Source organism: Zeimonas arvi, assembly GCF_008039575.1.
Classification (GTDB): Bacteria; Pseudomonadota; Gammaproteobacteria; order Burkholderiales; family Burkholderiaceae_E; genus Zeimonas; species Zeimonas arvi.
Genome location: NZ_VDUY01000003.1, coordinates 279074 through 304139, shown reverse-complemented (window position 1 = coordinate 304139; position 25066 = coordinate 279074). Strand labels below are relative to the sequence as shown.

At 70.9% G+C, this 25066-nt stretch carries 21 protein-coding genes; 11 read left to right on the top strand and 10 right to left on the bottom strand.

The window, feature by feature from the left end; translation table 11 throughout:
* Positions 1–31 precede the first annotated feature (31 nt).
* Together recN and FHP08_RS08795 are read right to left on the bottom strand one after the other, a co-directional pair.
* On the bottom strand, positions 32–1681 hold the full coding sequence (gene recN / locus FHP08_RS08800) for a DNA repair protein RecN (protein WP_147704076.1): 1650 nt from the start codon (positions 1679–1681) through the stop codon (positions 32–34).
* A gap of 2 nt (positions 1682–1683) precedes the next feature.
* Positions 1684–2574 carry an NAD kinase gene (locus FHP08_RS08795; protein WP_147704075.1) on the bottom strand — a complete coding sequence of 297 codons (891 nt, stop codon included), beginning with the start codon at positions 2572–2574 and terminating at the stop codon, positions 1684–1686.
* A 71-nt stretch (positions 2575–2645) separates the two neighbouring features.
* Between FHP08_RS08795 and hrcA the strand changes: the two genes are divergently transcribed.
* From hrcA to dnaJ, 6 genes are all read left to right on the top strand, one after another.
* A complete protein-coding gene (gene hrcA, locus FHP08_RS08790; RefSeq protein WP_147704074.1) occupies positions 2646–3686 on the top strand; it encodes a heat-inducible transcriptional repressor HrcA in 1041 nt (346 codons plus the stop codon).
* A gap of 64 nt (positions 3687–3750) precedes the next feature.
* Complete coding sequence (locus FHP08_RS08785) at positions 3751–4068, top strand: NIPSNAP family protein (RefSeq protein WP_147704073.1); 318 nt, start codon at positions 3751–3753, stop codon at positions 4066–4068.
* 9 nt (positions 4069–4077) lie between these two features.
* Positions 4078–5187 carry a ferrochelatase gene (hemH, locus tag FHP08_RS08780; RefSeq protein ID WP_147704072.1) on the top strand — a complete coding sequence of 370 codons (1110 nt, stop codon included), beginning with the start codon at positions 4078–4080 and terminating at the stop codon, positions 5185–5187.
* 126 nt (positions 5188–5313) lie between these two features.
* Positions 5314–5904: a nucleotide exchange factor GrpE gene (gene grpE / locus FHP08_RS08775; RefSeq protein ID WP_147704071.1), complete on the top strand. Its 591-nt coding sequence runs from the start codon at positions 5314–5316 to the stop codon at positions 5902–5904.
* A 101-nt stretch (positions 5905–6005) separates the two neighbouring features.
* Positions 6006–7937, top strand: a complete 1932-nt coding sequence (gene dnaK, locus FHP08_RS08770) for a molecular chaperone DnaK (protein ID WP_147704070.1) — start codon at positions 6006–6008, stop codon at positions 7935–7937.
* Positions 7938–8105: 168 nt separating this feature from the next.
* Positions 8106–9242, top strand: coding sequence for a molecular chaperone DnaJ (gene dnaJ / locus FHP08_RS08765; RefSeq protein WP_147704069.1), 1137 nt, complete (start codon positions 8106–8108; stop codon positions 9240–9242).
* 28 nt (positions 9243–9270) lie between these two features.
* Here the strand turns inward: dnaJ and FHP08_RS08760 are convergent, their stop codons facing one another.
* Positions 9271–10239: a Bug family tripartite tricarboxylate transporter substrate binding protein gene (locus tag FHP08_RS08760; RefSeq protein WP_147704068.1), complete on the bottom strand. Its 969-nt coding sequence runs from the start codon at positions 10237–10239 to the stop codon at positions 9271–9273.
* Positions 10240–10330: 91 nt separating this feature from the next.
* Here FHP08_RS08760 and FHP08_RS08755 point away from each other — a divergent pair, with 91 nt between their 5' ends.
* The 5 genes from FHP08_RS08755 to FHP08_RS08735 all read left to right on the top strand — a co-directional run bounded on the left by FHP08_RS08755 (position 10331) and on the right by FHP08_RS08735 (position 18892).
* Positions 10331–11704 carry an MBL fold metallo-hydrolase RNA specificity domain-containing protein gene (locus FHP08_RS08755; RefSeq protein WP_147704067.1) on the top strand — a complete coding sequence of 458 codons (1374 nt, stop codon included), beginning with the start codon at positions 10331–10333 and terminating at the stop codon, positions 11702–11704.
* Between the two features lie 46 nt (positions 11705–11750).
* Positions 11751–13511, top strand: a complete 1761-nt coding sequence (locus FHP08_RS08750; RefSeq protein WP_147704066.1) for an NAD(P)H-dependent oxidoreductase subunit E — start codon at positions 11751–11753, stop codon at positions 13509–13511.
* Positions 13508–16306, top strand: a complete 2799-nt coding sequence (fdhF, locus tag FHP08_RS08745) for a formate dehydrogenase subunit alpha (RefSeq protein WP_147704065.1) — start codon at positions 13508–13510, stop codon at positions 16304–16306. The genes FHP08_RS08750 and fdhF overlap by 4 nt, the downstream gene beginning before the upstream one ends.
* A gap of 63 nt (positions 16307–16369) precedes the next feature.
* Positions 16370–17650, top strand: coding sequence for a glutamate-1-semialdehyde 2,1-aminomutase (gene hemL, locus FHP08_RS08740; RefSeq protein WP_147704064.1), 1281 nt, complete (start codon positions 16370–16372; stop codon positions 17648–17650).
* A gap of 3 nt (positions 17651–17653) precedes the next feature.
* The gene (locus FHP08_RS08735; protein ID WP_147704063.1) at positions 17654–18892 is read left to right on the top strand and encodes an MFS transporter; all 1239 of its coding nucleotides are present in this window, start codon (positions 17654–17656) and stop codon (positions 18890–18892) included.
* A gap of 694 nt (positions 18893–19586) precedes the next feature.
* Here FHP08_RS08735 and bktB read toward each other — a convergent pair.
* From bktB to rsxB, 7 genes are all read right to left on the bottom strand, one after another.
* Positions 19587–20771, bottom strand: a complete 1185-nt coding sequence (gene bktB / locus FHP08_RS08730; protein WP_147704062.1) for a beta-ketothiolase BktB — start codon at positions 20769–20771, stop codon at positions 19587–19589.
* Positions 20768–21487 carry an alpha/beta fold hydrolase gene (locus tag FHP08_RS08725; RefSeq protein ID WP_147704061.1) on the bottom strand — a complete coding sequence of 240 codons (720 nt, stop codon included), beginning with the start codon at positions 21485–21487 and terminating at the stop codon, positions 20768–20770. The genes bktB and FHP08_RS08725 overlap by 4 nt, the downstream gene beginning before the upstream one ends.
* A gap of 10 nt (positions 21488–21497) precedes the next feature.
* Positions 21498–22508: an inorganic phosphate transporter gene (locus tag FHP08_RS08720; protein WP_147704060.1), complete on the bottom strand. Its 1011-nt coding sequence runs from the start codon at positions 22506–22508 to the stop codon at positions 21498–21500.
* A gap of 13 nt (positions 22509–22521) precedes the next feature.
* The gene (locus FHP08_RS08715) at positions 22522–23157 is read right to left on the bottom strand and encodes a DUF47 domain-containing protein (RefSeq protein ID WP_147704059.1); all 636 of its coding nucleotides are present in this window, start codon (positions 23155–23157) and stop codon (positions 22522–22524) included.
* A gap of 90 nt (positions 23158–23247) precedes the next feature.
* A complete protein-coding gene (locus FHP08_RS08710; protein ID WP_147704058.1) occupies positions 23248–23676 on the bottom strand; it encodes a DUF1841 family protein in 429 nt (142 codons plus the stop codon).
* A gap of 2 nt (positions 23677–23678) precedes the next feature.
* A complete protein-coding gene (gene nth / locus FHP08_RS08705; protein ID WP_147704057.1) occupies positions 23679–24359 on the bottom strand; it encodes an endonuclease III in 681 nt (226 codons plus the stop codon).
* The gene (rsxB, locus tag FHP08_RS08700) at positions 24356–25066 is read right to left on the bottom strand and encodes an electron transport complex subunit RsxB (RefSeq protein ID WP_147704056.1); all 711 of its coding nucleotides are present in this window, start codon (positions 25064–25066) and stop codon (positions 24356–24358) included. Before rsxB ends, nth begins: the two co-directional genes overlap by 4 nt.

The window sequence follows — 25066 nt, the reverse complement described above, 5'->3', positions numbered from 1 at the left end:
GCAATCACGCACGAGGGCAGCCTCGCGCCGCTCAGCCCTGTGCGAGCATCTCGCGCGCGTGCTTGCGGGTCGTGGCGGTGATCTCGGCGCCGCCCAGCATCCGGGCGATCTCCTCGACGCGCCCGGGCCGGTCGAGCGCCTCGATGCGGCTCACCGCGGCCCCGTCGACGGCCTCCTTGCTGACCCGGTAGTGCCGGTGGGCCTTGGCCGCGACCTGCGGCAGGTGGGTCACGCAAAGGACCTGCCGGTCGCCGCCCAGCCGGCGCATCAGCGCGCCGATGGCGTCGGCCACCGCGCCGCCCACGCCGGCGTCGGCTTCGTCGAAGATCAGCGTGGGCACCGGATTGGCCTGCGCGGCCAGCACCGAGATCGCCAGGCCGATGCGCGAGAGCTCGCCGCCCGAGGCCACCCTGGCCAGCGGGCGCGGCGTGGCCCCGGCGTGCGCGGCCACGCGGAACTCGATGGCATCGACGCCCGAGGCCGAGGGCTCGCCGACTTCGCAGGCCACCTGCAGTCTTCCGCCCGCCATGCCCAGCTCGGCCAGGTGCGCCGACACGCCGTCGGCCAGGCGCCTGGCCGCCTTTCGCCGCGCGGCCGAGAGCTTCGCTGCCAGCGCGTCGAAGCGCTCGCGCGCGGCCGTGGCTTTCGCGCGCAGGGCGTCGAGATCCTGCGCCGCCTCGAGCTCGGCGAGCCGGCTCCGCATGTCGGTCAGCGCACCGGGGATCTGGTCGGGCGCCAGGCGCATCCGGCGCGCCGCCTCGAAGATCGCGGTGATCCGCTGCTCCGCCTGCCGCAGCCGCTCCGGGTCGAGGTCGACCCGGTCGGCGTAGGCGGACAGCGAGGAAGCCGCCTCGTCGACCTGGATCGCGGCGCTGTCGAGCAGCTCGACCGCCTCGCTCAGGCGCTCGTCGATGGCGGCCAGCGGCCGCAGCCGCTGGAGCAGGTGGTGCAACCGGCCGGACAGCGCGTCGTCGCTCTCGGCCAGCGCGTCGGCCGCGCCGCGCGTGCCCTCGATCAGCGAGGCCGCATGGGCCAGGCGCTTCTGTTCCTCGTTCAGCGCCTGCCACTCGCCGGGCGCCAGGCGAAGCTTCTCCAGTTCGCCGGCCTGCCAGGCCAGCCGGTCGCGCTCCAGCGCCAGCTCGCGCTGGCCGGTCTCGGCGGCCTCGACCTCGCGGGCAAGCGCCCGCCAGGCCGACCAGGCCTCGCCGACCGCGCGCGCTTCGTCGGACAGGCCGGCGAAGGCGTCGAGCAGCAGGCGCTGCCCGTCGGCGCGCAGCAGCGACTGGGCGGCGTGCTGGCCGTGGATGTCGACCAGCCGTTCGCCGAGCTCGCGCAGCAGCGCGGCGGTGGCCGGATTGCCGTTGACCAGCGCGCGCGAGCGGCCATCGGCATCGACCACCCGGCGCAGCAGCACGCTGCCGGGGTCGCCGGCGAGCTCGCGCTCGGCGAGCCAGGCGTCGAGCTCGGGGCTGCTGCCGAAGACCGCGGTGATGTCGGCGCGGGCCGCGCCCTCGCGCACCACGCCGGCGTCGGCACGGCCGCCCATGGCGAGGCCCAGGGCGTCGAGCAGGATCGACTTGCCGGCGCCCGTCTCGCCGGACAGCACGGTGAAGCCCGCGCCGAACTCGAGCTCGGCTTCGTCGACGATGACGAAATCTCGCAGTCTCAGGCCAAGCAGCATGGTCAGCGTTTGCGCTGTTGCAGGATCGGCAGTTCGTGCCAGTTGAGCTTGCCGCGCAGCGTGGCGTAGTAGGTGTAGTCGGGCGGGTGCAGGAAGCGGCAGCGGAAGGGCGCGCGCTGCACGATGATGTCGTCGCCCACGTGCAGGTCGCTGAACACCTGCATGTCGCCGGCCACCCGAGGTTCGCGGCCCTCGACCACCCGGATCGTGATGGTCACGTCGTCGGGCAGCACGATGGGCCGGTTGGACAGCGCCTGCGGCGCGACCGGCACCATCACGATGCCCTGCACCTGCGGGTGAAGGATCGGTCCGTTGGCCGACAGCGCGTAGGCCGTCGAGCCGGTGGGCGTGGCCACGATCAGGCCGTCGGCCCGCTGGCTGTACATGTACAGGTCGTCGACGTGCACCTGCAGCTCGATCATGCCGGTGCGCGAAGAGCGGTTCACCACCACGTCGTTCATGGCCAGCGCGCTCCAGACGATCTCCTGGTCGCGCACCACCCGCGCGGTGAGCAGCGTGCGCTCCTCGGCGTGGTAGTGGCCGTCGAGGATCATGCCCAGCGCGTCGTGCCAGTTTTCCAGCGCGATGTCGGTGACGAAGCCCAGCCGGCCGTGATTGATGCCGACCAGCGGCACCTCGTAGGGGGCCAGCTCGCGGGCCAGGCCCAGCATGGTGCCGTCGCCGCCCACCGCCACGGCCAGGTCCGCCTGGTGACCGATTTCCTCGGCGTCCGCGGCCTCGTCGGGCCGGCCGATCGACTCGGCGGTGCCGCGCTCGAGCAGCACCGACATCCCGCGCGCGCGCAGGAAGTCGCCGATCTGCGCGATCGCCGGCGCGACGCCTTCGGTCTGGTAGCGCCCGGCCAGGGCGACGGTGCGGAACGGGGATCTCATCGAAGCGCATTACACCACAAGGGCCGCGCCGGATCGCGCGGCCGATCGGCAACTCGTCTTAGAATGAAAGGATGCTGGACGCCCGCGCGCAAACGCTGCTCAAGACCCTGATCGAACGGTACATCGCCGATGGCCAGCCGGTGGGCTCACGCACGTTGTCCCGGCACTCCGGCCTGGACCTGTCGCCGGCCACGATCCGCAACGTGATGGCCGACCTCGAGGAGATGGGCCTGATCGCCAGCCCGCACACCTCGGCGGGCAGGGTGCCCACGCCGCGCGGCTACCGGCTGTTCGTCGACACGCTGCTCACGGTCCAGCCGCTCGAGCACGGACAGACCGAGCAGATCGAGGGCCGGCTGCGGGCCGACGAGCCTCAGCGCCTGCTGTCCACCGCCGCCTCGCTGCTCTCGAACCTTTCGCATTTCGCCGGGGTCGTCATGACCCCGCGCCGCGCCTCGCTGTTCCGGCAGGTCGAGTTCCTGCGCCTGTCCGACCGCCGGTTGCTGCTGATCATCGTCACCCCCGAGGGCGACGTGCAGAACCGGATCCTGAGCACCGAGCGCGACTACAGCCCGTCCCAGCTCACCGAAGCGGCCAACTACATCAACCAGCATTACGCGGGGCTGGACTTCGGCGCGATCCGCGATCGGCTGCAGCGCGAGCTGGCCTCGCTGCGCGACGACATCACCGCGCTGATGCAGAAAGCGGTCGAGGCCAGCACCCGGGCCCTCACCGAAGAGGCCGAGCCGGTCGTCATCTCCGGCGAGCGCAACCTGGTCGGCGTGGCCGACCTGTCCGACAACGTCGACCGGATGCGGCGCCTGTTCGACCTCTTCGAGCAGAAGACCGGCCTGGTCCAGTTGCTCGACGCCTCGAGCCGTGCGCAGGGGGTCCAGATCTTCATCGGCGGCGAGTCCGAGCTCGTGCCCATGGACCAGCTCAGCGTGGTCGTCGCGCCCTACGAGGCCGACGGCCGCATCATCGGCACGCTCGGGGTGATCGGCCCCACCCGCATGGCCTACGAGCGGGTGATCCCGATCGTCGACATCACCGCGCGCCTGGTGTCCTCCGCCCTGAGCCACGGCAACCCCACGCGCCACGAATCGGGATGAGGCGCAAACCGCGCCGCGCCGGGCTTCCCCTGCTCCCTTCCACCTTCCCCCCTCTCGCCGACCCATGATCCTCGACCACCGCACCTACCAGTTGCGCCCGGACTCGCTCGCCGCCTTCCTCGAGCTCTACGGACGGGAAGGGCTGCCCATCCAGAAGCGCCATCTCGGCGAACCCTTCGGCTGGTTCGTCTCCCAGGACATCGGCCCGCTGAACCAGGTGGTCCACATGTGGAAGTACCGCGACCTCGCCGACCGCGAGCAGCGCCGTGCCGGTCTTGCGGCCGATCCGGACTGGCAGGCCTATCTGAAGAAGGCTTCGCCGCTGCTGGTCACGATGGAGAACAAGATCCTCCGGCCTGCCCCGTTCTTCGACTTCGCCTGAGGATCCCCGATGCGATTCACTGCCGCCTCGGCCTTCGACCATGCGATGCCCGAGCGCACCGCGGTCCTGCTGGTGCAGCTCGGCACGCCCGATGCGCCCGAGACGGCCGCGGTGCGCCGCTACCTGCGCGAGTTCCTGTCCGACCCGCGGGTCGTCGAGATTCCGGCGCTGGTCTGGAAGCCCATCCTGCACGGGATCATCCTGCGGACGCGGCCGTCGAAGTCGGCGCACAAGTACGCATCGATCTGGACACCGGAAGGCTCGCCGCTGATGGTGAACACGGCCCGGCAGGCCACGCTGCTGCGCGGCTGGCTGGGCAAGCAGGGGCACGAGGCCGACGTGGCCTTCGCGATGCGCTACGGCAACCCGTCGATTCCCGACGTGCTGAGGCAGTTGCGCGAGCGCAACCCGAAGCGGCTGCTGGTCCTGCCGCTCTATCCCCAGTACGCCGGCTCGACCACCGCCACCGCGGTCGACGCGGTCAACGCGGAGCTCGCCCGCTGGCGCAACCAGCCCGAGCTGCGCTGGGTGCGTGATTTCCACGACGACGAGGGCTGGCTCGACGCGCTGGCCGGCCGGATTCGCGATCAGTGGGAGAAGGACGGCCCCCCGGACAAGCTGGTCATGAGCTTTCACGGCGTGCCGAAGCGCACGCTGCTGGCCGGCGACCCCTATCACTGCGAGTGCCTGGCCAGCGGCCGCCTGCTCGCGCAACGGCTGGGCCTGGGCGCTTCGGACTGGGTGGTCACCTTCCAGTCGCGCTTCGGACGCGCCGAATGGCTTCAGCCTTACACCGAGCCTGCGCTGCGCGAGCTGGGCAAGGCGGGCGTGCGGCGGGTCGACGTCGTCTGCCCCGGCTTCTTGTCGGACTGCCTCGAGACCCTCGAGGAGATCGCGATCGAAGGCAAGCAGGCCTTCCTCGAGAGCGGCGGCACGGACTTCCGCTACATCGCCTGCCTGAACGATTCGCCGGCCTTCGTCGACGCGCTGGGCCGGCTGGCGGTCCGGCACCTGTCGGGCTGGGACACGCGGCGCCCAGACCCGGAACAGGCCGCCCGGCGCGGCGACGCGCTGGCCCGGCGCCGCGAGCGGGCACTGGCCGCAGGCGCGAAAGCCTGAAGCGCGCCGACGCGCCGTTCATCGAGGCGCGCCAACTCGCCGCTTGAATTCGCGGCGCCTGCCCCCATTTGCAGGTTTTGTGCCGACAAGATGTCGGCAAGTCATTGATTTAATTGAGAGGAAAGCATGACCGACGCGCAGCGAGCAGAGCCGGGGGCAGCCCCCCAGCATTCCGGAAACGAGGCCTCGACGGTCGCCGGCTCGCCGCAGTCCGCCGAGGGCGCGCCGGTGCCCGGCGCCGATCGCGTGGCCGAGCTGGAGGCCCGCTGCGCCGAGCTCGAGTCGAGATGCGCCGCGCTGCAGGACCAGCACCTGAGGGCGGTCGCCGAGACCGAGAACGTCCGCCGCCGCGGCCAGGACGAGGTCGCCAAGGCGCACAAGTACGGCATCGAGTCCTTCGCCGAGGCGCTGCTGCCGGTGCGCGACAGCCTCGAACTGGCGCTGGCGAGCGATGCGCCGTCGATCGAGAACCTGAAGGAAGGCGTCGAGGCCACGCTGCGCCTGCTCGCGACGGTGTTCGAGAAGAACAAGCTGATCGCCATCGACCCTGCCGGGCAGAAGTTCGACCCGAACCTGCACCAGGCGATCTCGATGGTGCCTGGCAGCTCGACCAATCCGCCGGCGGCGGCCAATCACGTCGTCTCCGTGCTCCAGAAGGGCTACCTGATCAACGACCGCGTGCTCCGACCGGCACTGGTCACCGTGGCGCAGGGCTGAGCGGCCCCGGACGCGCCGGGCCGCCGCGCCGGCGACTTGAATTCCGGCCGCGCAATCGCATCTTGAATCGCAAGACATCCAGACTCTGAGGATTGAAGAACATGGGCAAGATCATCGGCATCGACCTGGGAACCACGAACTCCTGCGTCGCCATCATGGAGGGCGGGCAGCCCAAGGTCATCGAGAACTCCGAAGGCGCGCGCACCACGCCCTCGATCATCGCCTACATGGAAGACGGCGAGATCCTGGTCGGCGCGCCGGCCAAGCGGCAGGCGGTGACCAACCCCCGGAACACGCTGTACGCGGTCAAGCGGCTGATCGGCCGCAAGTTCCAGGAAAAGGAAGTCCAGAAGGACATCGCGCTGATGCCCTACGAGATCGTCAAGGCCGACAACGGCGACGCCTGGGTCAAGGTGCGCGACAAGAAGCTCGCGCCGCCGCAGGTGTCGGCCGAGGTGCTGCGCAAGATGAAGAAGACCGCCGAGGACTACCTGGGCGAGGAAGTCACCGAGGCCGTCATCACGGTCCCGGCCTATTTCAACGACAGCCAGCGCCAGGCCACCAAGGACGCCGGTCGGATCGCCGGCCTCGAGGTCAAGCGGATCATCAACGAGCCGACGGCGGCCGCGCTCGCCTTCGGCCTGGACAAGGGCGGCGGCAAGGACCGCAAGATCGCCGTCTATGACCTGGGCGGCGGCACCTTCGACATCTCGATCATCGAGATCGCCGACGTCGACGGCGAGCAGCAGTTCGAGGTGCTGTCCACCAACGGCGACACCTTCCTGGGTGGCGAGGACTTCGACCAGCGCCTGATCGACTACATCATCGCCGAGTTCAAGAAGGACCAGGGGGTCGACCTGGCCAAGGACGTGCTCGCGCTGCAGCGCCTGAAGGAAGCCGCCGAGAAGGCCAAGATCGAGCTGTCGTCGGGCCAGCAGACCGAGATCAACCTGCCCTACATCACCGCCGATGCGAGCGGTCCGAAGCACCTGAACCTGAAGATCACCCGCGCCAAGTTCGAGGCGCTGGTCGAGGAGCTGGTCGACCGCACGATCGAGCCCTGCCGGATCGCGCTGAAGGACGCCGGCCTGAAGGCCTCGCAGATCGACGACGTGATCCTGGTCGGCGGCATGACCCGCATGCCCAAGGTGCAGGAGAAGGTCAAGGAGTTCTTCGGCAAGGATCCGCGCAAGGACGTCAACCCCGACGAGGCCGTGGCCGTGGGCGCCGCGGTGCAGGGCGCCGTGCTGGCGGGCGAGAAGAAGGACGTCCTGCTGCTCGACGTCACGCCGCTGTCGCTGGGCATCGAGACGCTGGGCGGCGTCATGACCAAGATGATCCAGAAGAACACCACGATCCCGACCAAGTTCTCGCAGACCTTCTCCACGGCCGAGGACAACCAGCCGGCGGTCACGATCAAGGTCTACCAGGGCGAGCGCGAAGTCGCCGCGGGCAACAAGCTGCTCGGCGAGTTCAACCTCGAGGGCATTCCGCCGGCCGCTCGCGGCACGCCGCAGATCGAGGTGGGCTTCGACATCGACGCCAACGGCATCCTGCACGTGTCGGCCCGCGACAAGGCGACCGGCAAGGAGAACAAGATCACGATCAAGGCCAACTCGGGCCTCTCGGAAGACGAGATCCGGAAGATGGTCCAGGACGCCGAGGCCAACGCCGAGGAAGACCACAAGCGGGTCGAGCTGGCGCAGGCGCGCAACCAGGCCGATGCGCTGGTCCACTCGGTGAAGAAGTCGCTGGCCGAGCACGGCGAGAAGATCGACGCCGACGAGAAGGCGAAGATCGAGGACGCCATCATGGCCGCCGAGCAAGCGCTGAAGGGCGACGACAAGGCCGAGATCGAGGAGAAGTCCAACGCGCTGATGACCGCGTCGCAGAAGCTCGGCGAGATGATGTATGCCGACATGCAGAAGGCGGCCGGCGAGGCGGGCGGCGCCGAGGGGGCGACCGAAGCCAGGCGCGCGAAGGACGACGACGTCGTCGACGCCGACTTCAAGGAAGTCAAGCGCGACGCCTGACCCGCCGAGCGACGCCCGGGGCCGGCCAGCCGGCCGCGGGCAACGCCCCAAGGCCCGGAGGGCCGAGGGAGGCCCCCTCCCGACCAAGCGGATATCGGGCCGCGACTCGGGAGGGGGCCTCCCTCGGCCCTCCGGGCCGGTGCAATTCAGAGAAACGGACTGCCGACCATGGCAAAGCGTGACTACTACGAAGTCCTCGGCGTCGCCAAGAACGCGACCGACGAAGAGCTGAAGAAGGCGTATCGCAAGCTTGCGATGAAGTACCACCCGGACCGCAATCCGGACAGCAAGGAAGCCGAGGAGAAGTTCAAGGAGGTCAAGGAGGCCTACGAGACGCTCTCCGAGCCCCAGAAGCGCGACGCCTACGACCGCTTCGGACACGCCGGCGTGGACCCGAACGCGGGCTTCGGCGGCGGGCCGGGCGGCTTCGGTGCCGGTGCGGGCGGATTCGCCGATGTGTTCGGCGACATCTTCGGCGACATCTTCGGTGCTGCCCGCCAGGGCGGCGGGGGCGGCCGTGCCGGCATGTACCGCGGCGCCGACCTGCGCTATGCGATGGAGATCACGCTCGAGCAGGCCGCGCGCGGCTACACGACCGAGATCCGGGTGCCGAGCTGGGAGAGCTGCGACACCTGCAATGGCACCGGCGCCAAGCCGGGCACCAAGCCCAAGACCTGCGGCACCTGCAACGGGCAGGGCGCGGTGCGCGTGCAGCAGGGCTTCTTCTCGATCCAGCAGACCTGCCCGACCTGCCACGGCACCGGCAAGGTGATCCCCGATCCCTGCACCGCCTGCGACGGGGTGGGCCGGGTGAAGAAGACCAAGACGCTGGAGGTCAAGATCCCCGCCGGCATCGACGACGGGATGCGGATCCGCTCGGCCGGCAACGGCGAGCCCGGTCTGAACGGCGGCCCGCCGGGCGACCTGTACGTGGAGATCCGGGTGCGCGAGCACTCGGTGTTCCAGCGCGACGGCGACGACCTGCACTGCGAGGTGCCGATCGGCATCACCACCGCCGCGCTGGGCGGCACGATCGACGTGCCCACGCTCGACGGCAAGGCCGAGATCGAGCTGCCCGAGGGCACGCAGTCGGGCAAGCAGCTCCGGCTGCGCGGCAAGGGCATCAAGGGGTTGCGGGCCAGCTATCCGGGCGACCTGTACGTGCACATCGCGATCGAGACGCCGGTGCGCCTGACCGAGCACCAGAAGAAGCTGCTGCGCGAGCTCGAGGCCTCGCTGAAGGACCCCAAGCACAGTCCCCAGACCAAGGGCTGGATGGACCGCGTGAAGGAGTTCTTCCAGTAAGCCGCGCAGCCGCTTCGCCGGGGCGCCCTCATTCCACGCGCGCGCCCGACTCCTCTACCACCTTCGCCCACTTGGCGATCTCGGCGGCCTGGTACTTCGCGAGGTCCTCGGGCGTCGAGAGGATCGGGTCGAGGCCCAGCTTGGCCAGCCGCTCGGCCACCTCGGGCAGCTTGTAGATGCGCTGCGCCTCGGCCGCGATCTTGTCGACGACTTCCTTGGGCGTGCCGGCCGGGGCGAACAGCGCGAACCAGGAAGTCGCCTCGAAGCCGGGCAGGCCGCTCTCGGCCACGGTCGGCACGTCAGGGGCGGCCGGCGAGCGCTTCGCGCCCGTCTGGGCCACTGCCCGGATCTTGCCCTCGCGGGCCATCGGCAGCGCCGACGGCATGTTGTCGAACATCAGCTGGATCTGCCCGCCGATCAGGTCGGGGATGGCGAACTGCCGCCCCTTGTAGGGCACGTGCGTCATCTTCACGCCGGCCATCGACTTGAAGAGCTCGCCCGACACGTGCACCGAGGTGCCGATCCCCGGCGAGCCGAAGGACAGCTTGTCCGGATTCGCCTTGGCGTGGGCGATCAGGTCCTGGACCGTCTTCACCGGCAGGTCGTTGTTCACCACCAGCAGGTTCGGCGTGGACGCGATCAGCGACACCGGGGCGAAGTCCTTGACCATGTCGTAGGGCATCTTCGCGAACACCGAGCCGTTGATCGAGTGGGTGCCCACGGTGCCCATCACGATCGTGTGGCCGTCGGGGGCCGACTTGGCCACGATGTCCGCACCGATGTTGCCGCCGGCGCCGGGCTTGTTGTCCACGATGACCGGCTGGCCGAGCTGCGCCTTCTCGCTGAAGAGCCTCGCCAGGATGTCCGGCGCGCCGCCGGTCGGGAAGGTGACCACGATCTTGACCGGTTTCGACGGCCAGGCCTGGGCGCCGGCGATCGGGGCGGCGAGGGCGAGCGAAGCGCCGAGGGCGAGCGTCGCCGCGCGGAAGAGTCTCATCGTTGTCGTCTCCATGACTGTTGTGCCGGGGGTCGGCGCACGGAAATTTATCAGCATCCATCGGCGCGCGGCTCGTGAGACCATTCCGCTCATGAAACTGACCTTCGCAGGCGCGGCCGACACGGTGACCGGCTCGCGCTACCTGATCGACACCGGCGACGCGCAGATCCTCGTCGACTGCGGGCTGTTCCAGGGCTTCAAGAAGCTGCGCGAGCGCAACTGGCAGCCGTTTCCGATGCCGCTGCGCCAGATCGAGGAGGTGGTGCTCACGCACGCCCACCTCGACCACAGCGGCTGGCTGCCGGTGCTGGCCCGCAGCGGCTTTCGCGGCAAGGTCTACGCCACCCGCGGCACCGCCGAGCTGTGCGAGATCCTGCTGCGCGACAGCGCTCGGCTGCAGGAGGAAGAGGCCGAATACGCGAACCGGCACGGCTACACGAAGCACGCGCCCGCCGAACCGATCTACACGGTGCGCGACGCCGAACTGGCGCTGTCGCTGATCGAGCCGGTGTCCTTCGACGAGCCCTTCGGGCTGAGCGGCGGGCTGAGCGGCGGGCTGCAGGCCGAGCTGACTCCGGCCGGCCACCTGCTGGGCGCGGCCTCCGTCACCTTCCGCAAGGGCAAGCGCACGCTGGTGTTCAGCGGCGACCTGGGCCGCAGCAATGACCTGCTGATGCGCCCGCCGCGCACCATTCCCGCTGCCGACACGCTGGTCGTCGAGTCGACCTACGGCGATCGCAGGCATGTCGACGAGGACACCGAGGCCATCCTCGCCAAGGCGATCGTCCAGACCGCCGCGCGCGGCGGCACCGTGCTGATCCCGTCCTTCGCGGTCGGCCGCGCGCAGCTGCTGATGCACGCGATCGCCCGGCTCAAGCAGCGCGGCGAAATCCCGGACATCCCGGTCTTCCTCGACAGCCCGATGGCGATCGACGCCACGAAGCTGTACCGGCGCTTCAGGCAATACCACCGGCTCTCCGCCGAGGAGACCACCGCGATGTTCAAGGTCGCGCAACTGGCCAATACGCCCGAGCAGTCGAAGGCGATCGCTGGGCTGCACATGCCGTCGATCATCATCTCGGCCAGCGGCATGGCCACCGGCGGGCGGGTGCTGCATCACCTCAAGCGCCTCGCGCCGGATCCGGCCAACCACATCGTGTTCGCGGGCTTCCAGGCCGGCGGCACGCGCGGCGCGGCCATCGTCGGCGGGGCAACCGAAGTCAAGATCCACGGCGAGTGGTATCCGGTGCGGGCGTCGGTCACCCAGCTCGAGGGGTTTTCCGCGCATGCCGATGCCGACGAGCTGATCGAGTGGCTTGCCGCGATCGAGCGGCCGCCGGGCCAGGTCTGGGTGACCCACGGCGAGCCGCAGGCCGCCGACGCGCTGCGCCAGCGGATCAAGGAGACCTTCGGCTGGAAGGTCCGCGTGCCGGAACATCTCGAAACGGTCGACCTCGCGCTCTGAGCGACTACCGTGCCGCGTCGGCGCCGGCGCTGCTAGAGTCCGCGACATGGATCGCACCGACACGCAGGAAATCCCGATCACGTTTCGCCGTCCCGCCGGCCGGCCCAAGGGACGGCAGCCCGACGCGGCGAGCCGCGCCCGGATCCGGGCCCTGCTCGGCGATGCGCCGCGCCGACGCGACCTGCTGATCGAGCACCTCCACCGGATCCAGGACGCCGAAGGCTGCCTGAGCGCGGCCATGCTCGCGGCGCTGGCCGAGGAAATGCGGCTGTCGCAGGCCGAGGTCTTCGAGGTCGCGAGCTTCTATCACCACTTCGACCTGGTCGCCGACGGCGCGGCCGCGCCTCCTTCGCTCACCGTGAGGGTCTGCGAATCGGTCTCGTGCGCGATGGCCGGCGCCGAGGCGCTCGCCGATGCCTTGCCGGCGCTGCTCGGCGCGGGCGTTCGCGTGCAGCGGGTGCCCTGCGTGGGCCGTTGCGAGCAGGCGCCGGTGGCGGTCGTGGGCCGCTATCCGGTGGGCGGCGCCACGCCGCGGGCCGTGCGCGATGCGGTCGATGCGGGGCTGCGCGAGTGCCCGCTGCCGCCGGCGCAGGACCTCGACGCCTATCTGCGCGCAGGCGGCTATCGCGCGCTCGCCACGCTGGATCGCAACGATGCGCTTGCCAGGCTCGAGGCTTCCGGGCTGCGCGGGCTCGGCGGCGCGGGCTTCCCGGCGGTGCGCAAGTGGCGCGCGGTCGCGGCGCAGCCCGGTCCGCGGGCCCTGGTGGTCAACGCCGACGAAGGCGAGCCCGGCACCTTCAAGGACCGCCACTGCCTGGAGACCGCGCCGCACCGGATGATCGAAGGAATGCTGATCGCCGCCGCGGCGGCCGGCTGCGACGAATGCTGGATCTACCTGCGCGACGAGTACGCGGGCGTGCGTGCCCTGCTCGAGCGCGAGCTGGCCGCGCTGCGCGGCCATCCGGCGCTGGCCGGTCTGCGCCTGCCCGCGATCCACCTGCGCCGCGGCGCGGGGGCCTACATCTGCGGCGAGGAAAGCGCCCTGATCGAGTCGATCGAGGGCAAGCGCGGCATGCCCCGGCTGCGCCCGCCCTACGTCGCCCAGGTCGGCCTGTTCGGCCGGCCCACGCTGGTGCACAACGTCGAGACTCTGGATCGCGTGGCGGCCATCCTGTCCGAGCCGGCGGATGCCGGGGGATCGCCCGACGGCTCCGCCTTCGCGGCGCACGGCCGGCGAGGCCGGCGAGGGCTGAGGCTCTTCTCGGTGTCGGGGCGCGTGCGCCAGCCCGGGGTCAAGCGCGCGCCGGCCGGCATCACCCTGCGCGAGCTGATCGACGAGCACTGCGGCGGCATGGCCGAGGGGCACGAACTCTATGGCTACCTGCCGGGCGGCGCCTCAGGGGGCATCCTGCCGGCTTCGCTGGCCGACCTGCCGCTGGACTTCGACACGCTGCAGCCGCACGGCAGCTTCATCGGCTCGGCGGCCATCGTCGTGCTCTCGCAGCACGACCGCGCCCGCGACGTCGCGGTCAACCTGATGGATTTCTTCCGCCACGAGTCCTGCGGCCAGTGCACGCCTTGTCGCGCGGGCACCGCGAAGGCGGCCGAGCTGCTGCGCGCCCCGGACTGGGACGGCGCGTTGCTCGAGGACCTGTCCGCGGCGATGGCCGACGCCTCGATCTGCGGGCTCGGCCAGGCCGCGCCGAATCCGGTGCGCGCAGTCATCCGCTGGTTCCCGCAAGAGCTGGAGGGGCCGGGCGGACAGGGGCCGAACGCGTCGCCACGAGGCGGGGAGGGCCGGCCATGAACGGCGGCCTGCCCGCCGGCGCGCAGGGCGGCGCCGCGTCGTCCGCGATCGCCTTCGAGCTCGACGGCCGGCCGGTGGAGGCCCTGCCGGGCGAATCGATCCTCGAGGCCGCGCAGCGCCACGGCGTCGAGATCCCGCACCTGTGCCACAAGCCGGGCCTCAGGCCGGACGGCAACTGCCGCGCCTGCGTCGTCGAGATCGACGGCGAGCGCACCCTCGCGGCGTCCTGCTGCCGCGCGCCCGCCACCGGGATGAAGGTCAGCGCCACCGGCGTGCGGGCCCGTCGCTCGCAGAAGACCGTGCTCGAGCTGTTGCTGGCCGACGCCCCGGCAGGCGGCCACGCCGAGCACTCGGAACTGGGACGCTGGGCCGGCGCGCTCGGTGTCGAGGCGCCGCGTTTCACCGCGCGCGCGCAGCCGGCGCCGGATCTCACCCACCCGGCCATCGCGGTGCAACTCGACGCCTGCATCCAGTGCGGGCGCTGCGTGCGGGCCTGCCGCGAGGAGCAGGCCAACGACGTCATCGGATACGCCTGGCGCGGCGACGCGGCGCGCATCGTCTTCGACCAGGCCGACCCGATGGGCGGCTCGACCTGCGTGGGCTGCGGCGAGTGCGTGCAGGCCTGTCCCACCGGAGCGCTGCTGCCCCGGGTGCAGGGCGAGACGGTGACCGGCCCCGGCGAGCGGCAGGTCGACTCGCTGTGCCCCTTCTGCGGGGTCGGCTGCCAGCTCAGCTTCCAGATCGAGAAGGCTCCAGGCGGCGAGCGAATCGTGAGCGTGGATGGCCGCGACGGACCGGCCAATCACGGACGCCTGTGCGTCAAGGGCCGCTTCGGCTTCGACTACGTGGCCAGCCCCGAGCGGCTCACCGTGCCGCTGGTGCGCAAGCCGGGCGCGCCGAAGAGACCGGTGTTCGGCCGCGTGCCGGCGAACTGGCGCGAGCAGTTCCGCGAGGCGAGCTGGGACGAAGCGCTCGAGATCGCCGGCGGCGGCCTGGCGGCGATCCGCGACGGGACCGACGGTCATCCGGTGCACGGCCCGCGCGCGCTGGCCGGCTTCGGCTCCGCCAAGGGCAGCAACGAGGAGGCCTACCTGTTCCAGAAGCTGGTGCGCACCGGCTTCGGGTCGAACAACGTGGACCATTGCACGCGGCTGTGCCATGCCTCGTCGGTCGCGGCGCTGCTCGAGGGCATCGGCTCGGGGGCGGTGTCCAACCAGGTGGCCGACGTGATGCAGGCCGGGCTCATCTTCGTGATCGGCGCCAATCCCACGGTCAACCACCCGGTGGCCGCCACCTGGATCAAGAACGCCGCAAGGCGCGGTGCGAAGCTGGTGGTGGCCGACCCGCGGCGCACCGAGCTGGCCCGCCACGCCACGCGGGTGCTTCAGTTCCGGCCCGACACCGACGTGGCGCTGCTCGATGCGATGCTGCACACGATCATCGCGGAGGGACTGGTCGACGAGGCATTCGTGCGCGAGCGCACGCGGGACTTCGACGCGCTGCGCAAGGCCGTCGCGCACTGCTCGCCCGAGGCGATGGCGCCGGTCTGCGGGATTCCCGCCGAGCTGATCCGCGAGGTCGCGCGGGACTACGCGCGCAGCCGCGCATCGATGATCCTGTGGGGCATGGGCATCTCGCAGCACGTGCACGGCACCGACAACGCGCGCTGCCTGATCGCTCTGGCGCTGGTCACCGGCCAGATCGGCCGGCCCGGCACCGGGCTTCACCCGCTGCGCGGCCAGAACAACGTGCAGGGCGCTTCCGACGCCGGGCTCATCCCGATGATGCTGCCCGACTACCACCGGGTGGGCGACGCGCAGGCCGCCGCCGCCTTCGAGCGGGCCTGGGGCATGGCTCTGGATCGCGAGCCCGGCCTCACCGTGGTCGAGATCATGAACGCGGCGCTGGCGGGCGAGATCCGCGGCCTGTACGTGATGGGCGAGAACCCGGCGATGTCCGACCCGGACCTCCACCATGCGCGCGCCGCGCTGGCCAGCCTCGAGATGCTGGTGGTGCAGGACATCTTCCCGACCGAGACTGCGGTGCTGGCCGACGTCATCCTCCCGGCCTCGGCCTTCCCGGAGAAGACCGGCAGCTTCACCAACACCGACCGGATCGTGCAGCTCGCGCGCCAGGCCCTGCAGCCGCCCGGGCAGGCGCGCCAGGACCTCGCGATCCTCGTCGACATCGCTCGCCGGCTCGGGCTGGACTGGACCTACGCGCATCCGCGCGAGGTCTTCGAGGAAATGCGCGGCCTGATGCCGTCCATCCACGGGATCTCCTGGGAGCGGCTCGAGCGCGAAGGCGCGGTCACCTATCCCTGTCCCGACGAGACGTCCTCCGGCGAGCCGGTGGTGTTCCGCGAGCGCTTCCCCACCGCGGACGGGCGCGGGCGCTTCGTGCCCGCCTTGCCCAGCCCCGGCGCCGAACTGCCCGACGCCGACTGGCCGATGACGCTGATCACCGGCCGGCAGCTCGAGCACTGGCACACTGGCGCGATGACCCGGCGGGCCACCGTGCTCGATGCGATCGAGCCGCATCCCACCGTCTCGCTCAATCCGCGCGACCTTGCGGTGCTCGGCCTGGCCGCGGGCGAACGCATACGGGTCGCGTCGCGGCGCGGGGAGATCGCGCTGGTCGCGCGCGCCGACGACGGCGTGCCGGTCGGCAGCGTGTTCATCCCCTTTGCCTACGCGGAGGCCGCGGCCAACCTGCTGACCCACCCGGCGCTCGACCCCTTCGGCAAGATCCCCGGCTTCAAGCACTGCGCGGTCAGGGTCACGGCGATCCATTAGACTTCGGGCTTCGGCCCGGCGCGCGCCGGGCGCCTTTCCCCACCCGATTCGAGCCCCCGTCCCATGAGCACCAACGCTTCGGAATTCGAGCGCGCGCAGCGCGTCCTGGTCGGCGGCGTGAACTCCGCCGTGCGCGCCTTTCGCGCGGTCGGCGGCACGCCGCGCTTCATCGCCCGCGCCGAGGGCGCCTACATGTGGGACGTCGAGGGCCGCCGCTACATCGACTATCTGGGCTCCTGGGGGCCGATGATCGTCGGCCAGTCGCACCCGAAGGTGATCGAGGCGGTCACGCGCGCGGCGCGCGACGGCCTGTCCTACGGCGCGCCCAACGTCATGGAGACCGAACTCGCCGAGCGCATCTGCGGGATCTTCCCGCACGTCGAGCGGGTGCGCTTCACCAGCTCGGGCACCGAAGCCGCGATGTCGGCGCTGCGACTGGCGCGCGGTTTCACCGGCCGCGACGCGATCGTGAAATTCGAGGGCTGCTACCACGGCACCGCGGACAGCCTGCTGGTCAAGGCGGGCTCGGGCGCACTGGCCTTCGGCACCCCCAGTTCGGCCGGCGTTCCGGCCGATCTCGCCAGGCACACGCTGGTCGCGCAGTACAACGACCTGGCCAGCGTCGAGGCGCTGTTCGCCGAGCATGGCGGGCGAATCGCCTGCGTGATGGTCGAGCCCATGCCCGGCAACATGAACCTGATCGTGCCGAAGCCCGGCTTTCTCGAGGGCCTGCGCGAGCTGTGCACCCGGCACGGCGCGCTGCTGATCTTCGACGAGGTCATGTCGGGCTTCCGCGTCGCGCTGGGCGGCGCGCAGGAACTGGTCGGCATCACGCCCGACCTGTCGGCCTTCGGCAAGGTGATCGGCGGCGGCATGCCGGTCGGCGCGATCGGCGGTCCGGCGAAAGTCATGGAGATGATGGCCCCGCTCGGGACCGTGTACCAGGCAGGCACGCTGTCGGGCAACCCGATCGCCATGGCCGCTGGCATCGCCACGATCGACCTGATCCGGGAGCCCGGCTTCTTCGAGCGGCTGGGCGAGCGTTGCAGCCGGCTGGTCGCCGGGCTGAACGACGCGGCCCGCGAGGCCGGCGTGGCATTCTGCGCCCGGCATCGCGGCGGCATGGCGGGCCTCTACATGCTGCCCCAGCCGCCGGCGAGCTTCGCGGAGGTCCAGCGCCAGGACGTAGATCGCTTCAAGCGCTTCTACCACCTGATGCTCGACGCGGGCGTCTACCTCCCGCCGTCGCCGGTCGAGGCCTTCTTCTTCTCTTCGGCGCACTCTGACGCCGACATCGACGCCACGATCGCCGCGGCCCGCGACGCGCTGAAAGCGGTAGCCTGAGGGATGAGCGTCCCGAGTTCGCCGGTCGGTGCGGGCGCGCCGGCCGCCTCGTCGTACCTGAAGGTCCTGCTGTTCGGCTGCGCGATCCTGGTCATCTCCACCGGCGCGCGCTCCTCGTTCGGCCTGTTCCTGCCCGAGATGACGCAGGCTCGCGGCTGGTCGCGCGAGACCTTCTCGCTGGCTATCGCGATCCAGAACCTGATGTGGGGCATCGGCGGCTCCTTCCTCGGCGCCATGGCCGACAAGTACGGCTCGCTGCGCACGCTGCTGCTGGGCGGCGTGCTCTACGTGCTCGGCCTGCTGGGCATGGCCTGGGCCGAGACCGGCCTGGGGCTGACCTTCTCGGCCGGCCTGCTGATCGGCGTGGCGATCGGCGGCACCAGTTTCGGCATCATCCTGGCCACGCTCGGCAAGCTGGTGCCCGCCGAGAAGCGCAGCCTCGCCTTCGGCATCGGCGTCGCCTCGGGCTCCTTCGGGCAGTTCCTGTTCCTGCCGCTGGCCGGGTGGATGATCGCCGACCTGGGCTGGCAGACCGCGCTGGTCCTGCATGCCGTCATCGTCGGCGGGATCGTGTTGCTCGCCTTCGGCGTGCGCGGCGATGCCCCGGTGCCGGGGCAGGGTGCCGAGGTCCGGCTGGCCGACGGCCTGCGCGACGCCTTCGGCGACCGCAGCTTCCACCTGCTGTTCTGGGGCTACTTCGTCTGCGGGCTGCAGATCGTATTCCTGCAGCTGCACCTGCCGGCCTACCTGCTCGACAAGGGCATGCCCGGCAAGGTCGGCGCCGCGGCGATCGCGCTGATCGGCCTGTTCAACGTGATCGGCTCGCTGGGCGCCGGCATGCTCGGCCAGCGCTATCCGAAGAAGTGGCTGCTCTCGGGCATCTACATCGCCCGCTCGGTGGTGATCGGCCTGTTCCTGCTCGCGCCGCTCACCACCTGGTCGGTGTGGCTCTTCAGCGCCGCGATCGGCCTGCTGTGGCTGTCCACCGTGCCGCTCACCAACGCGCTGGTCGGGCAGGTCTGGGGCGTGAAGTACCTGGGGCTGCTGGGCGGCATCGTGTTCTTCGGTCACCAGATCGGCAGTTTCCTCGGGGCATGGCTGGGCGGACGCTTCTTCGACCAGTTCGGGAACTACGATCTGGCGTGGGCGCTGGTGATCGGCTTCGGGCTCTTCGCCGCGCTGGTGCATGCGCCGATCGACCCGCGGCCGCTCGGGGAGCGGCGGGTCGCGTCGGCGGCCTGATCTCGCTCGGGGCCTTGCGACGCGCGGTGCGCGGGAGGCTCGGCGCGAGGCCCCGGCGCGCTGTCCGCTTCGCGGAAACGCTTGGTCGCGCGGCCGCTCGGCCCCGTCGCGGAACGCAACTCGGCCCGCCTGTGGCGGGCCTCGGACAGCGTTCCGCTCGCGCTTCGCGCGCCGGGTCTTCGCTGCGCTCCCGCGCCAGCGCACAGGGGCCCCACGCCGAGCCTCCCGCGCACCGCGCCCGGATCGTGGTGGCGCGATCAGGCGCGCACTCTGCCTTCGCGCTCGGTTAGCGGCCGCTGGTCGATCGGCGCGTGCGCCAGTGCGAGCTTCGAGTAACGGTTCGTGTGTGTGCCAGAGTCGACTCACGCGACGAGGCGCTCGTCGGCGGCTGCAGGCTGGTGTCCGCGAACCGCCACCTGGGGGCCGACGGTCCTCGCGTGCTCACGACGCGTCCTCGGCGGGCGGGTGGGCTTGCGCTTTTCCCGCCCCTTGGCGCTGGCGCGGGAGCGCAGCGAAGACCCGGCGCGCGTAGCGCGAGTGCCCCCCTGTCCGAGCGACCGAAGGGAGCGAGTTCGGGGGCACGACGGGGCTGAGCAGCCGCGCGACCAAGCGTTTCCGCGAAGCGGACAGCGCCTCGGGGCGGGAAAAGCGCAAGCCCGCCCGCACGCCGCGCGCCGCCGCCGCGAGACCCGAGTCAGACGCGCTCGAAGATGGCGGCGATCCCCTGCCCGCCGCCGATGCACATCGTGACCAGCGCGTACCGACCCTGGATCCGCTCCAGCTCGTAGACCGCCTTCACCGTGATCAGCGCCCCGGTGGCGCCCACCGGATGGCCGATCGAGATGCCCGAGCCGTTCGGGTTCACCTTGGCCGGATCCAGCCCCAGGTCCTTGGTGACCGCCAGGGCCTGCGCCGCGAAGGCCTCGTTCGCCTCGATCACGTCCAGGTCGGAGGCTTTCAGGCCGGCCTTCTCGAGCGCCTTGCGGGTGGCCGGCACCGGACCGATGCCCATGTACTCGGGATCGACGCCGGCGTGCGCGTAGGCGACCAGTCGGGCCAACGGCTTCAGGCCGCGGGCCTGGGCGGCCTTGGCCTCCATCAGCACCAGCGCGGCAGCGCCGTCGTTGATGCCCGAGGCATTGCCCGGCGTGACCGTACCGTTCTCCTTCACGAACACCGGCTTGAGCTTGGCCATGTTCTCGAGCGAGGCGTCGGCGCGGACATGCTCGTCGGTGTCGAACACGGTGACGCCCTTGCGGGTCTTCAGCTCGACGCCCAGCGTCTGCGAGCGAAAGCGGCCCGCCGCGATCGCTGCGGTGGCGCGCCGATGGCTCTCCACGGCCAGCGCATCCTGCTCGTCGCGGGTGATGCCCCACTTCTTCGCGACGTTCTCGGCGGTGACGCCCATGTGGATCGTGTGGAAGGGATCGTGCAGCGCGCCGACCATCATGTCCACGACCTTGGTGTCGCCCATCCGGGCGCCCCAGCGGGCGCTCGGCATGTGGTAAGGCCCGCGGCTCATCACCTCGGCGCCGCCGGCCACGGCCGCATCGGCGTCGCCCAGCAGGATGGCCTGCGAGGCCGAGACGATCGCCTGGAGGCCGGAGCCGCACAGGCGGTTCAGCGTCATTGCGGGGACGTCCTTGGACAGGCCGCCTTCCAGCGCCGCCACGCGGGCGAGGTACATGTCGCGCGGCTCGGTGTTGATGACGTGGCCGAAGACCACGTGGTGGACGTCGTCGGCGCCCAGTCCGGCGCGCGACACGGCCTCGCGCACCACGGCGGCGCCGAGCTGGGTGGGGGTGTGGTCCTTCAGGCTTCCGCCGAAGGTGCCGACCGCGGTGCGCACACCGCTGACGATGACGACTTCACGAGTCATTGGAGAGTCTCCGATCGATGAGAGGAAGGGGGAAATCGTTTCTTCGGGCGCCGGCCGCGGAACACGGTCTGCAGGACCCGCGTGGTGCCCAGGTTGACCAGCGCCTGGCCCAGCGAATGGGTCTCGTCGAGGGCGATGTCCATCGAGACGTCGGCGCCGGCGGCCTGCAGGCGGCGGAAAGCGCGCTCCGAGTGCGCAACCGGCACGACGCTGTCGAGCTCGCCGTGGATCAGGTGGATGGTCGGCGCGATCGTCTCGCCTTCGCGCACCGGGCGGGCCAGCCTGCCGGCGTAGGCGACGACGATCGCGCAAGCGCCTGGCGAACGGCGCGCGAGGTCGATCGCGACGGTGGCGCCTTGCGAGTAACCGATCAGCACCGTGTCGGCGCCGCTCAGCCCGGTCTCGGCCTGCAGCGCGGCGATGCGCCGTGCGACCTCGTCGGCCGCCTCGGCGATCCGCTCGCCGTGCGAGTCGGTGAGCCCGCTCGGGTCGTACCAGTCCTTGCCGGCGCAGGCGGTCGACGGACGCAACGCCTCGACGATGGCGGCGGTGGCGCCCGGGAACTTCAGCTGCCAGGCCAGCGCGACCGGCGCGAAGGCCTCGGGCGAGGAGCCTGCGCCGTGCAGGAAGATCAGCAGCCGGCGCGGGGCCGCACCGGATATCGTCGGCAACTGCAGCCACAACTGCTCGCCGCGGTCACGCCGATGGCTCGCCATCCTCCGCCCCTCAGAGAAGCAGGCGCCCGACCCACCAGGCCAGCGCCGCCATCGTCGCGGAGGCCGGGATCGTGAGCACCCATGCCCAGACGATCGAGCCGGCCAGCCCCCAGCGCACCGCGGAGACGTTGTGCGACGAGCCGACGCCGACGATCGCCCCGGTGATCGTGTGCGTGGTCGAGACCGGCACGCCGAAGCCCGAGGCGAGGAACAGCGTCATCGCGCCGCCGGTTTCGGCGCAGAAGCCGCCGACCGGCTTGAGCTTGGTGATCTTCTGGCCCATGGTCTTCACGATGCGCCAGCCGCCGAACATCGTGCCGGCCGCGATCGCCACGTAGCAGGAGATCACCACCCATTCGGGCGGCCGCTTGTCGGCGGCGTCGGTCACGCCGGCCGCGATCAGCAGCAGCCAGATGATGCCCATGGTCTTCTGCGCGTCGTTGCTGCCGTGCCCCAGGCTGTAGAGCGCCGAAGAGGCGAGCTGCAGCCGGCGGAACCAGCGGTCCGTGCCGCGCGGCGTGGCCTTGAAGAAGGTCCACGAGGTCGCCAGCATCAGCAGCCCGCCGAGCAGGAAGCCGAGCGCCGGCGACACGAAGATGAAGAGCGCCGTCTTGGTGATCCCGCTGGCGATCAGCGAGTCGGAGCCCGACGCGATCAGCGTGGAGCCGATCATGCCGCCGATCAGCGCGTGCGAGGAGCTCGAAGGGATCCCGAACAGCCAGGTGATGATGTTCCAGGCCAGCGCCCCGACCAGCGCTCCGAAGATCACCACGTGGTCGATCGTCGCGGCCTCCACGATGCCCTTGCCGACGGTCGCGGCCACGTTCAGGTCGAACAGGAAAAGGGCCAGGAAGTTGAAGGACGCCGCCCAGGCCACCGCCTGGTAGGGCTTGAGCACCCCGGTCGACACGATCGTGGCGATCGAGTTCGCCGCGTCGTGGAAGCCGTTCATGAAGTCGAAGGCCAGCGCCAGGATCACGAGGAACACCAGCACCGAAAAGGTGATCTGGACCGAACTCATGCCGCGCCGTCGCTCAAGCGTTCTCGAGGACCACGCCCTCGATGATGTTGGCCACGTCTTCGCACTTGTCCGACACCGACTCGAGCAGCTCGTAGATCGCCTTGAGCTTGATCAGCTGGCGCACGTCGGTCTCGTCGCGGAACAGCTTGGACATGGCCGAGCGCATGACCCGGTCGGCGTCGGACTCGAGGCGGTCGATCTCGAGGCAGACCTTCAGGATCGCCTCGGCGTTCTCCATGTTGTCGAGCATGCGCACCGCCGCCTGCACCCGCTCGGCGCACATCGCGTTCAGGTCGGCCAGTTGCTGGGCCTCGGGGGAGATGCGCTGAACGTCGTACAGGATCGCCGACTCGGCGACATCCTGGATCAGGTCCAGGATGTCGTCCATGTGGGTGATCAGCTTGTGGATGTCGTCGCGGTCGAAGGGCGTGATGAAGGTCTTGTGCAGCAGGATCACCGCCTCGTGGGTGATCTTGTCGGCGTCTTTCTCGGCTGCGTCGATCGCGTCGATCCGGGCGCGTCGCGAGCCCACGTCGGCGAACTCGCTCATCAGGCCGGCCAGCTCGCGGCTGCCGACCACGATGCGCTCGGCGTGCCGGTTGAAGAGATCGAAGAACTTGCCCTCGCGGGGCATCAGGCGTCCGAACATCGCGGGGTTCCGGGGGGTCCAGTCAGGCGCGCTGCGCGCGCAGCGAGGCCGTGCGGGCGCGCGGCACAGCCGGAAAGCGTAACAGAATCGTCATCCGGCCTTCCGGCGGATGCAGTCCAGGTAGGCCTCGGCATCGGGCGCGGTGCGCTCGCGCTGCGCCCGCCAGATCGTCTCGCCCAGGCAGTCCATGATCCGGTGCGCCGCCTCGTGCGGCGAGTCGAGCCTGCGCGCGAGCGCGTCGTGGGCCGCGCGGATGCCCGGCGGCTGGTCGATCTGCAGCTGCTCCGAGATCGACAGGTGCATCGCCAGGTGCAGGAAGGGGTTGCTGCGGCCGCCCTCGACCGGGTACTCGGCGGCCAGCGCGCTGTCCAGCGACGCCAGGTCCTCGTGGTACTCGGGATGGGCGAGGATCCAGTCGGCGGCGATGGCCTCCAGCGGCGTGAGCGGCGCCGCCTCGCGCTGCTTGCGCCAGGCTTCGCAGAAGAATCGGCGGACCTCGTCCCGGGATGGATCGAACATGTCTACGTGCTGGAGTCGCCGGGCCCGCGCGCTCCGCGCTTGCCACCGGGGGCGGGCGTCTTGGGTCTGTACTCGCACAGGTCCGCGATCGGGCAGCGCCAGCATTCGGGTTTGCGCGCCTTGCAGACGTAGCGCCCGTGCAGGATCAGCCAGTGATGGCAGTCGCGCAGGAAGGGCGAAGGCACGTGCTTCAGCAGGCCCTTCTCGACCGCCAGCGGCGTGACGCCCTTCGCCAGGCCGGTGCGGTTGGCCACCCGGAAGATGTGCGTGTCGACTGCCACCGTGGGTTCGCCGAACGCGGTGTTCAGCACCACGTTCGCGGTCTTGCGGCCCACGCCGGGCAGCCGCTCCAGCGCTTCGCGCGTGCGCGGCACTTCGCCGCCGTGCTCGTCGACCAGGATCCGGCAGGCGGCGATCACGTGGCGCGCCTTGGACCGGAACAGCCCGATCGTGCGGATGTGCCCGCACAGTCCCTCCTCGCCCAGGGCGAGCATGGCCGCAGGCGTGGGGGCCACCTCGAACAGCCGCCGGGTGGCCAGGTTCACGCTGCGGTCGGTGGCCTGGGCGGACAGGGTCACCGCAACCAGCAACTCGAAGGGCGTGGCGTACTCGAGCTCGGTCGTCGGGTGGGGGTTCAACGCCTGCAGGCGCTGGAAGATCTCGGTGCGGCGTTCGCGGTTCATCGCGGGGACCTCTCCAGCCGCTCGCGCGCCCGGCGCATCGCCGACTCGATGACCGCGCGCTTGCGGGCCTGGGCGTCCTGGGCCGGGTCTGCTTGCGGCTGCGCCGCCGAGCCGCGCGCGGCCAGTCGTTGCTGGCGGTGCCGGTGCTCGCGGTCGAGCCGCAGGCCGCGCGCCCGATGTCGGCTGCGGGCCGCCAGCGCGTCGCCGTCCGACCAGCCGGCCAGTGCCTCGGGCAGCGGCAGCATCGCGATGCAGTCCACCGGGCAGGGCGCGACGCACAGGTCGCAGCCGGTGCACAGGGAGGCGGCCACCGTGTGCATCCGGCGGCGCGCGCCGAGGATCGCGTCGACCGGGCAGGCCTGGATGCACTTGGTGCAGCCGATGCACAGGGCCGGATCGATCCAGGCGACCCGGCGAGGCGATTCGGCGCCGCATTCGGGGTTCAGCGGCAGCTCGGGCCGGCCGAGAAGGCTGGCCAGCCGCGCGATCCCGGCTGCGCCGCCGGGCGGGCACCGGTCGATCTGTGCCTGCCCGCCGGCGATCGACTCGGCGTAGGGCCGGCAGCCGTCGAAGCCGCACTTGGTGCACTGCGTCTGCGGCAGCAAGGCATCGATCGCGTCGGCGAGACCGGCCGCCGGCGCGGCAGAGGGATCCCGGGGCGCCGCGCCCGCGGACGGCGCGCCGATGGGGGCGGGGCCGTCCGTCAT

Coding starts and splice junctions, on each gene's coding strand:
- recN (WP_147704076.1), bottom strand. CDS start 1,681: ATGCTGCTTGGCCTGAGACTGCGAGATTTCGTCATCGTCGACGAAGCC.
- FHP08_RS08795 (WP_147704075.1), bottom strand. CDS start 2,574: ATGAGATCCCCGTTCCGCACCGTCGCCCTGGCCGGGCGCTACCAGACC.
- hrcA (WP_147704074.1), top strand. CDS start 2,646: ATGCTGGACGCCCGCGCGCAAACGCTGCTCAAGACCCTGATCGAACGG.
- FHP08_RS08785 (WP_147704073.1), top strand. CDS start 3,751: ATGATCCTCGACCACCGCACCTACCAGTTGCGCCCGGACTCGCTCGCC.
- hemH (WP_147704072.1), top strand. CDS start 4,078: ATGCGATTCACTGCCGCCTCGGCCTTCGACCATGCGATGCCCGAGCGC.
- grpE (WP_147704071.1), top strand. CDS start 5,314: ATGACCGACGCGCAGCGAGCAGAGCCGGGGGCAGCCCCCCAGCATTCC.
- dnaK (WP_147704070.1), top strand. CDS start 6,006: ATGGGCAAGATCATCGGCATCGACCTGGGAACCACGAACTCCTGCGTC.
- dnaJ (WP_147704069.1), top strand. CDS start 8,106: ATGGCAAAGCGTGACTACTACGAAGTCCTCGGCGTCGCCAAGAACGCG.
- FHP08_RS08760 (WP_147704068.1), bottom strand. CDS start 10,239: ATGAGACTCTTCCGCGCGGCGACGCTCGCCCTCGGCGCTTCGCTCGCC.
- FHP08_RS08755 (WP_147704067.1), top strand. CDS start 10,331: ATGAAACTGACCTTCGCAGGCGCGGCCGACACGGTGACCGGCTCGCGC.
- FHP08_RS08750 (WP_147704066.1), top strand. CDS start 11,751: ATGGATCGCACCGACACGCAGGAAATCCCGATCACGTTTCGCCGTCCC.
- fdhF (WP_147704065.1), top strand. CDS start 13,508: ATGAACGGCGGCCTGCCCGCCGGCGCGCAGGGCGGCGCCGCGTCGTCC.
- hemL (WP_147704064.1), top strand. CDS start 16,370: ATGAGCACCAACGCTTCGGAATTCGAGCGCGCGCAGCGCGTCCTGGTC.
- FHP08_RS08735 (WP_147704063.1), top strand. CDS start 17,654: ATGAGCGTCCCGAGTTCGCCGGTCGGTGCGGGCGCGCCGGCCGCCTCG.
- bktB (WP_147704062.1), bottom strand. CDS start 20,771: ATGACTCGTGAAGTCGTCATCGTCAGCGGTGTGCGCACCGCGGTCGGC.
- FHP08_RS08725 (WP_147704061.1), bottom strand. CDS start 21,487: ATGGCGAGCCATCGGCGTGACCGCGGCGAGCAGTTGTGGCTGCAGTTG.
- FHP08_RS08720 (WP_147704060.1), bottom strand. CDS start 22,508: ATGAGTTCGGTCCAGATCACCTTTTCGGTGCTGGTGTTCCTCGTGATC.
- FHP08_RS08715 (WP_147704059.1), bottom strand. CDS start 23,157: ATGTTCGGACGCCTGATGCCCCGCGAGGGCAAGTTCTTCGATCTCTTC.
- FHP08_RS08710 (WP_147704058.1), bottom strand. CDS start 23,676: ATGTTCGATCCATCCCGGGACGAGGTCCGCCGATTCTTCTGCGAAGCC.
- nth (WP_147704057.1), bottom strand. CDS start 24,359: ATGAACCGCGAACGCCGCACCGAGATCTTCCAGCGCCTGCAGGCGTTG.
- rsxB (WP_147704056.1), bottom strand. CDS start 25,066: ATGACGGACGGCCCCGCCCCCATCGGCGCGCCGTCCGCGGGCGCGGCG.